Below are 7,826 nucleotides of genomic sequence, written 5' to 3'. Positions count from 1 at the left end.
GCATCGGGTTTTCTTATAGCTTACGAAAATTTCTTTTGTGCAAAACAGACTTTTTCATAATCTAACCCGATGTACAACCCTTCTGTGAGATTTCCGCGTCGATCCCCACGCATGGCTCGCCGATGTCCTGGCACGGATCAATGACATCCCCAATCCACGCCTCCATGAACTCCTGCCCTGGCACTGGAAAGCCCACCAGCAGGTCCACAATACCATCGCCGCCTGAATACGCCCGCGTCTCTCGCCGGATGATTACACCCTATCTTCCAGAAGCCATACATCATCTGGATAAATCTTCATGGTTACGACCCATAATCTCGGCTTCCCTCGCATCGGCTTCAAACGTGAACTCAAGTTCGCCCTTGAAGCTTACTGGAAAGGCCAGTCTTCCCTCGCCATGCTGGAGCAGGTTGGCACGGAACTACGCGCACGCCACTGGCGGGATCAGGCTGGTCTGGATCTCGCACCGGTCGGTGATTTTTCCTTTTACGACCAGATGCTGGACATGAGCTTCATGCTCGGAAACCTGCCCACCCGTGTGCGTGACTTCCATGGTGACCAACTCGATAATTATTTCCGGGTTGCCCGCGGTCGCTCAGCAGCGGTTGGTGAAGAAAACACCGGATGCTGCGGCGGTGTCGCCGCCGGTGAAATGACTAAATGGTTCGATACAAACTATCATTATATCGTTCCGGAATTTGATGCCGAGACGACGTTTACCCTTGATGCTTCGCGGTTGCTGAGCCAGTTGGACGAAGCGCGGAAGCAGGGTATCCGGACGAAGCCGGTCATTATCGGCCCGATAACCTATCTTGCACTCGGTAAGGCCAAAGATGGTTCGGACAAGCTGGATCTGCTGCCGCGACTGTTGCCCGTATATGCCAGACTGCTCGACGCGCTTGCTCAGGCGGGTGCCGGGTGGGTGCAGATCGATGAGCCGGTTCTGGTAACGGAACTGGATGCATCGTGGCAGAACGCTTTTGTGCAGACCTATCAGGCGCTTGATACCCGCCGGGTCAAACTGCTGCTGGCCACGTACTTCGGTCAGCTGCGCGAAAATCTGGCCCTGGTGAGCAGGCTCCCCGTGCAGGGCGTGCATCTCGATACCATTAATGCGCGGGAGGAGGTCTCTGAACTGGTAAAGACGAGCCCGCCAGATCGGATAATTTCCCTTGGGATCGTCAATGGCCGAAATATCTGGAAGACGGACCTGGAAGCGACGCTGGACTGGCTGGAACCTGTGGCAAAGCTGCTGGGAGACCGGCTCTGGATCGCGCCGTCCTGTTCCCTGCTGCACGTGCCTGTGGATCTGGCGGCCGAAGAGAAGATGGACGCCGAGATCAGCTCGTGGCTGGCTTTTGCCGTGCAGAAGCTGGACGAAATCCGCGTGCTGGCCCTTGCTCTTGACCGGGAGCGTTCTGCTGTGACGTCAGAACTGGTTACCAATCGGGCTGCGCTGGACTCACGCCACAGTTCGCCCCGCGTAAACAATCCGGATGTAAAAAATGCCATTGCGGCCATCACTGAATCGCTTGGCCGTCGGAGGAGTGAATTTGCTGCTCGCGCAGCAAAACAGGCCGCACTGCTGCAACTGCCGCTTTACCCGACCACCACCATCGGCTCTTTTCCCCAAACCAGAGAAATCCGTCTCGCGCGCAGTCAGTTCAAATCCGGAAAAATTGACGAAGGAACATATAAGGCAACCATGCGTCGTGAAATCGAACATGCAGTGCGCGAGCAGGAAAAGTTGGGTCTGGACGTGCTGGTCCACGGCGAGGCGGAACGCAACGACATGGTCGAATATTTCGGTGAGCAGCTTGAGGGGTATGTGTTCAGCCAGAATGGATGGGTTCAGTCCTACGGTTCGCGCTGTGTGAAACCGCCGATCTTGTTCGGAGATATCAGCCGCCCCAAGGCAATGACGGTAGAGTGGATCAGCTACGCAGCATCCCTTACCGACAAACCAATGAAAGGCATGCTGACTGGGCCAGTCACGATTCTTAACTGGTCTTTTGTCCGAGATGACCAGCCGCGCTCGGCCTCATGCTTTCAACTTGCGCTCGCCATCCGGGATGAGGTCCTGGACCTTGAAAAGGCCGGTATCCGCGTCATCCAGATTGATGAGGCTGCCTTGCGTGAGGGCCTGCCGCTGCGCAAATCGCAATGGCAGGACTACCTGACGTGGGCGGTGGAGGCCTTCTGCATTGCAGCCAATGGTGTCGCTGATGAAACCCAGATCCACACACATATGTGTTATTCAGAGTTCAACGACATTATCGCCGCCATCGCTGCCATGGATGCAGACGTTATCACCATTGAAACCTCGCGCTCCGACATGGAGTTGCTTGATGTCTTCGAGACGTTCAACTACCCGAATCAGATTGGACCGGGGGTCTACGACATCCACTCACCCAACATCCCCACCGAAGCGCAGATGGTTACTTTGATGGAGAAAGCGAATGAGCGCATTCCAGCACAACGTCTGTGGGTGAATCCGGATTGCGGGCTCAAGACGCGCCAGTGGAACGAGGTCATCCCGGCACTCGTCAATATGGTACGCGCGGCCCGCACGCTGCGGGAGAAGTCGGCCTGAACCGCGGACTACACGTGGCGGACGCGGCAGTCGGGTGATTGTATCAAAGCTGTGACCATTCCCTGACGATAACATGAGAGACTGGCCACACGTCACCGGAAAGCAATGCGTCTGACCGGCTCTCGCTATCAGGGACCGGGAAGACGCCCGGCATAGCTTTCGTCCATTCGTAATTATCGGTACAAAGCCATTGTTGGCATAACAAATATTATGGGATTTACAAGTTTGATTGTTCGGGAAGGCAACCAATGATACTTGCGATTAGCGGACAGCAAGATACCCCGTCTCGCCGCGTGACAAGGTAATCATGCCAAAACGCATGGGCATATCCAATTGGAATCCTTGTCATGGACAGACCGCCTCATATATAATCCCATTCTATGGTCAATATATGAGGCAACCTGTCATGTCCGAGACCACGTTTCTCTACTGACGCCTACGATCCGTCCGGACTGATCGCGGCCGAACGGCTGAGTAGCATGCTGCATATCACTCGTGGCGAACTGGCTGCCACCCTGGGCCTGTCCCGCGACGCCGTCTCCAAAAGTGCCCGCCTCGGCCGCCCCACCACCCAGGCGAGGCTGCGCGACATGGTCGAGATCCTCAATCGTGTCCGGCCATGGGCGGGCTCAGCCCAACAGGCTTTCGCATGGTATCGGTCACAGCCCCTGCCCTCCTTCGGTGATCAGACTGTCGAGGCGCTCGTTCGGGAAAGATACGCCGACGCCGTCCGGCGCGCTATCTCGATCGGATTGCAACCGGCGGTTACGCGCGAGGTTTACCGGACGGGTGTTCCGGGCTCATAATCCCCGCTGGTCTTTCACCCCACTGTCAGGCGACGGTGCGGCGCTTCATGGAGGCCGGTTCAACCTGGACGGCACACCTGCCCTTTACACATCTCTGCGGATGGAGACTGCCTGGCTCGAGGCCCAGCAAGGCTTCCCGTTCAAGCCTCAGCCCTTGACCATCTGTGGCTATGACGTCGATAGCGAACCCGTCCTCGATCTGACCGACCCGTCCAATCTTGATAATCGCGGTTTCTCCTCCCCTGCCCCTGGGAAGATCTTGCCGATCAGGGCAAGATGCCGCCCTCGTGGGAACTCGCAAAAATGCTCACAGCCAATGGTGTGGCTGGCATCATCGTCCCGAGTTTTGCCCCCGGAGCAATGGAAAATGACAGGAAGCTGGTCTTCTGGCAGTGGTCAGACAGTCTACCCTCCCGCGTAACCGTCATCGACGATGAAAAGCGTTTGCCAGCAACCGCAACGTCATGGTCGTAAACCGAGAATAAATGAAGGACTTGCGACGATATTAGTCGGTTAAAAGTCCCAACGGAAGCCATTGGGACCATTACGTCACGTCGATCACCAACCATAACAACGGGCGCCCCTCTTTTTGAAGAGCGACAAACAACCAAGCGGCAATTATGCATTCCGTCCTGTAAATGCGTTCATATGAGCCTGAATTTCGAGAGATGCCTCTCCAACGGTCGACGGGTACGTTTGAGCAGTCGTCATCGCCGCGACGCGCTTGTTGTGAAGCGCGAGATCAGCGCCAGCGGTTGGCAATTGTCTAGCTGCCTGCGCCAGACTGATCTGAAGGCTGTTTAAAGGCTCTTTGACGGCATCAATCGAATCACGCATCGAATAAGACGTTGAAGCCTGAACGCTGCTTGGACCTTGATTGTCAGGTGTTTTAAGAAGCTCATCAAGAAAGTCCGGCGCTGCCTGGTCACGTTTGGTTAGAGAACGAATACCAAATAGTTTTCTAAGTGTCGCTATTATTGTCGTATGATCGTAAGGGGTATTGCCTTGTGGCCTGAATACGTGACCCGGCTTTACATATGGTGAGATGATTATTGCAGGGACACGGACACCGAAGTAATCAAAATTAAAACCATCTTGATGTTTATCGTCGGGTGATACTGCTGCTGGTGGAGTCACATGATCATAACATCCTCCGTGTTCATCGTAGGTAATGATTAAAAGTGTCTTATCCCATAAGGGACCATTGCGAACCGCATTATAGACCGATGCAATGAGTTCCTCCCCGTATACGACATCGTGCGCCGGATGCTGGTCATTGGGCATCTTTCTCAAAATGGGGTGAGCAAAATATCGCGGCTCGATGAAACTATACGCGGGTAAAGTCCCTTTTCTCGCATCATTCTCAAACTCCTCAAAATATTTGAAATTCGAGAGCGAGAATTCCCAAAGAGAGGACAAAGTCGTCGATTGCGCAAAGTCATGAAAATATATTTTCCAATCCTTATGAACCTCCCTTAATCTGTTGAATACGGTGGGCATTTCAAACGGGAGCTTGTCCGGATAGTTATTGACCCATCCACCAGACGTGCCCGTATGCGCAAAGATACGGTTTGGCCATGTCTGACATGGCGCAGATGCATGCCAACGGTCTGAAATGCCGAATTCCCGACCCAGCGTCGTCAATACAGGTAGCTGATCGGGGGTGAAGAAATGCATGACTGACTCAGGACTATGCGAACCCGGGCGATCAGGCTGGGCCATATAATTATCTACGAATCCTGACATGTCTGGTAATTTCGAAGCCAAGCTGCCCTTTTCCTGGCGTCCATGAATCTGTTCGTAAATGTCTTTAAATGATTCACCGGGATCAGGATCTGGAATGCGCACCACCTGACGGTCGGTTCCGTCCGTAGTCCACACGGCTATCGATTCGACGGAGCCGTCCGGATGATGCCAGGGATTAGTCTCCGTTCCCGTTAGTCGGTCGATCGGATCGGTGGACGATGGCGACTGTCCAAACATACTATCGAATGACCGATTTTCTAGCATTAATACAACTACGTGCTCAATACCCATTGATTTCCACTCCTTTTATTTTTTACACCATTTAATAAGTCATATATCAGAAAGTTATTTTCTTTTATCTTGTAAATCATACAAATCTCCCGGACCTGAAACCCACGTCTCAGTCATTGATCAAGTCCCAGTTCCCAATGATCACGGGCTGACTGCCCCGCCCAACAGAATGCCAAAAGCCCCCGAATATTGTTACAGTACCAGCTATACTCATACACTAGTTTGTGGGAACTCCGCTAATCCCCTTTTTTTAAACGGGTGACACAAGAGAATGTAGAGAACAAGCCTGCAGTTTCTGTACAGACACTAGCTCGGCATATCCGCGTTGCCCTTCTCCCAACAGTATATCCCGCGTGGCGACGCCACGTAACCCCTGATGGTTAGAGACAGAGATCCAGTCGCAGAAACTGGCCATGACCAAATCGGGTCCCACACCGATGACGCCTCCTTGAGGCACGTTTTCATATCCAATCAATAGGGTAACGGCTTCAGACCCTTTACTCTTCCTTCGGCTCGACTGCGGATGTACCATGACATTCTAAATGTCTGACCGAGACGCCTCTTCTTCCTCGTCTTCACCCGTTGCGTCCATCGGGAGAGACCGCATGTCAGGAAAACAGCAGATGGACGGTCAGCATACGTCCACATCTGGTGCCGTTTAGAGCTGTCCGATGCATCCGGACATCAGGGAAGCGCATCCTGGCAAATGCCCGATATGCGGTATGACACTTCAGCCGATGAGCAGCCCCGATACTATGGAACCAAAGAAGGGAATGGGCCACGACCAGGCGATTCATGATATGGCCTGCCATGATCAGAACCGCCATGCGCCCCAGACCGCTGCCTGGCCGCCTACTGGTGGCCACACGATCTGGACATGCCCCATGCGTCCGCAGATCCGGCAGGACCATCCTGGAAACTGCGCGCTTTGCGGCATTGCGCTGGAGGCGGAGGAACCGACCGAACAGCCTGACGACAATTCGGAGCTGAAGGACTTCACGCACCGCCTGATCGTGGCCCCCGCTCTTGCCATCCCACTCACGGTCGTCACCAATGCGCTTAGGCTCGGCGCCCTACGGACCCGCACCATGCTGGTTCCATATAGTTGGTCCGCTATCTCCCTCATCTAAGACGCGCCGCCGCCCGTCTAACCTGCTCGGGAGCGGACGTTCGTGGTCTTAGTCCATCGCATCTCTTCCGACGAAACCTTCGATCCAGCGTCTCGTCAGGTAGACCATGAAGCTTTGCACGAGTTCCGCACGCGTGGGCGCGTGGCATATGTCAGGCGCACGACGTGGAGCGACATCTCCTCGGTACGCCAGTCGCGCACGGTCTCAACGACACGGCCGTCCGCCCATCTCTCGTGTCCCATGAAGCCGTGATCGCCGTGCCCCGCGCTGTAGGATGTCAGCCACGGTGCTCGGGCAAGCCATACACGCGGCTACTCGATGTCTTCCGACCTCGTCCATACAGTCGGCAAGCGCTTCGCCAAGGCGCACCTTAAAAGTGCCCAGCTACGGTGTGTCGTCAGTTAAGCAGGATCATGATTGAGGCGAACTGCACGGCTGCAAGGAATGTTGACTTCAGTTTATCGTAGCGGGTTGCGATAGCGCGAAACTGCTTGAGTTTATTGAAAATAACCTCTCAACAAGGTTTCGTTCGCTGTAAAGGGAAAAATCGGTTTTCCGTCGTGTTGTTCTGTTGCGTTTTGGCGGGATGACCAGGGTAATCCCGCGCTGTATCAGCCGATCGATCAACCTGTCCGCGTCATACGCCTTGTCAGCAAGGAAAGCATCCGGGTCGATGTTTTCCAGAAGCGGTTCCGCCTGGGTGATATCTGCGTCCTGTCCCGGTGTGATGCCGAGTTCCACCGGATTGCCCAGAGCGTCGCAGATGGCATGGATCTTTGTAGTCAACCCGCCTCGTGATCGGGGAGTGTCCTGAAGTCTGTGTATCTGGCCTGGCCCATGGGTTTTCAGATACTCAAGCGGCGAAGCGCTCGCCGAACATTATGGCGAACTGGTTGCGGGCTGCAAACCATTCCCGAACATTCCGCCCGTCTTTCTCGAAGCTGCGGATCGCCAGGTAGATCAGCTTCGTTGCGGCATCGTCGGTCGGGAACGAACCGCGCGTCTTGATCGATTTGCGGATGACCCGGTTCAGGCTCTCGATGGCGTTCGTAGTGTATATGATCTTGCGGATCGCCGGATCGAAGGCAAAAAACGGGATCACTTCTGGCCATGCCCGGCGCCATGCCGGGGCGATCGACGCGTATTTCCCGGCCCATTTCCCCTCGAACGCATCAAGTTCGGCGGCCGCCATGTCAGCGGTGGCGGCCCCGTAGATCCGGCGCAGGTCGGCAGCCACGGCCTTACGGTCCTTCCATGAGC

6 protein-coding genes and 2 pseudogenes are annotated in these 7,826 nt (G+C 54.8%); 5 read left to right on the top strand and 3 right to left on the bottom strand.

Annotated features, from left to right (window positions below):
* Positions 1 to 97: 97 nt before the first annotated feature.
* The 4 genes and pseudogenes from CFR71_RS14840 to CFR71_RS14825 all read left to right on the top strand — a co-directional run.
* Positions 98 to 226 (top strand): annotated as a pseudogene (locus CFR71_RS14840) (transposase domain-containing protein); the annotation flags it as partial.
* Between the two features lie 72 nt (positions 227 to 298).
* The gene (gene metE, locus CFR71_RS14835; protein ID WP_039736197.1) at positions 299 to 2,593 is read left to right on the top strand and encodes a 5-methyltetrahydropteroyltriglutamate--homocysteine S-methyltransferase; all 2,295 of its coding nucleotides are present in this window, start codon (positions 299 to 301) and stop codon (positions 2,591 to 2,593) included.
* A 479-nt stretch (positions 2,594 to 3,072) separates the two neighbouring features.
* Positions 3,073 to 3,399 carry an XRE family transcriptional regulator gene (locus CFR71_RS14830; RefSeq protein ID WP_231289964.1) on the top strand — a complete coding sequence of 109 codons (327 nt, stop codon included), beginning with the start codon at positions 3,073 to 3,075 and terminating at the stop codon, positions 3,397 to 3,399.
* Positions 3,383 to 3,820: an RES family NAD+ phosphorylase gene (locus CFR71_RS14825; protein WP_231289966.1), complete on the top strand. Its 438-nt coding sequence runs from the start codon at positions 3,383 to 3,385 to the stop codon at positions 3,818 to 3,820. Before CFR71_RS14830 ends, CFR71_RS14825 begins: the two co-directional genes overlap by 17 nt.
* Before the next feature lie 197 nt (positions 3,821 to 4,017).
* On the opposite strand, the gene CFR71_RS14820 is transcribed toward CFR71_RS14825, so the two are convergent.
* On the bottom strand, positions 4,018 to 5,436 hold the full coding sequence (locus tag CFR71_RS14820; RefSeq protein WP_010509887.1) for an alkaline phosphatase family protein: 1,419 nt from the start codon (positions 5,434 to 5,436) through the stop codon (positions 4,018 to 4,020).
* Between the two features lie 800 nt (positions 5,437 to 6,236).
* On the opposite strand from CFR71_RS14820, the gene CFR71_RS14815 reads away from it, so the two are divergent.
* On the top strand, positions 6,237 to 6,566 hold the full coding sequence (locus CFR71_RS14815) for a heavy metal-binding domain-containing protein (RefSeq protein ID WP_133251178.1): 330 nt from the start codon (positions 6,237 to 6,239) through the stop codon (positions 6,564 to 6,566).
* A gap of 397 nt (positions 6,567 to 6,963) precedes the next feature.
* On the opposite strand, the pseudogene CFR71_RS14810 reads toward CFR71_RS14815, so the two are convergent.
* Both CFR71_RS14810 and CFR71_RS14805 read right to left on the bottom strand, forming a co-directional pair.
* Positions 6,964 to 7,367: pseudogene (locus tag CFR71_RS14810) on the bottom strand (IS5 family transposase); the annotation flags it as partial.
* Positions 7,368 to 7,419: 52 nt separating this feature from the next.
* On the bottom strand, positions 7,420 to 7,826 hold a 407-nt coding region (locus tag CFR71_RS14805), incomplete at its 5' end, for a transposase (RefSeq protein ID WP_133251177.1).

The organism is Novacetimonas pomaceti, assembly GCF_003207955.1.
GTDB lineage: Bacteria > Pseudomonadota > Alphaproteobacteria > Acetobacterales > Acetobacteraceae > Novacetimonas > Novacetimonas pomaceti.
The sequence above is the reverse complement of the archived record's forward strand: the minus strand, read 5'-3'. Positions and strand labels throughout refer to the sequence as shown.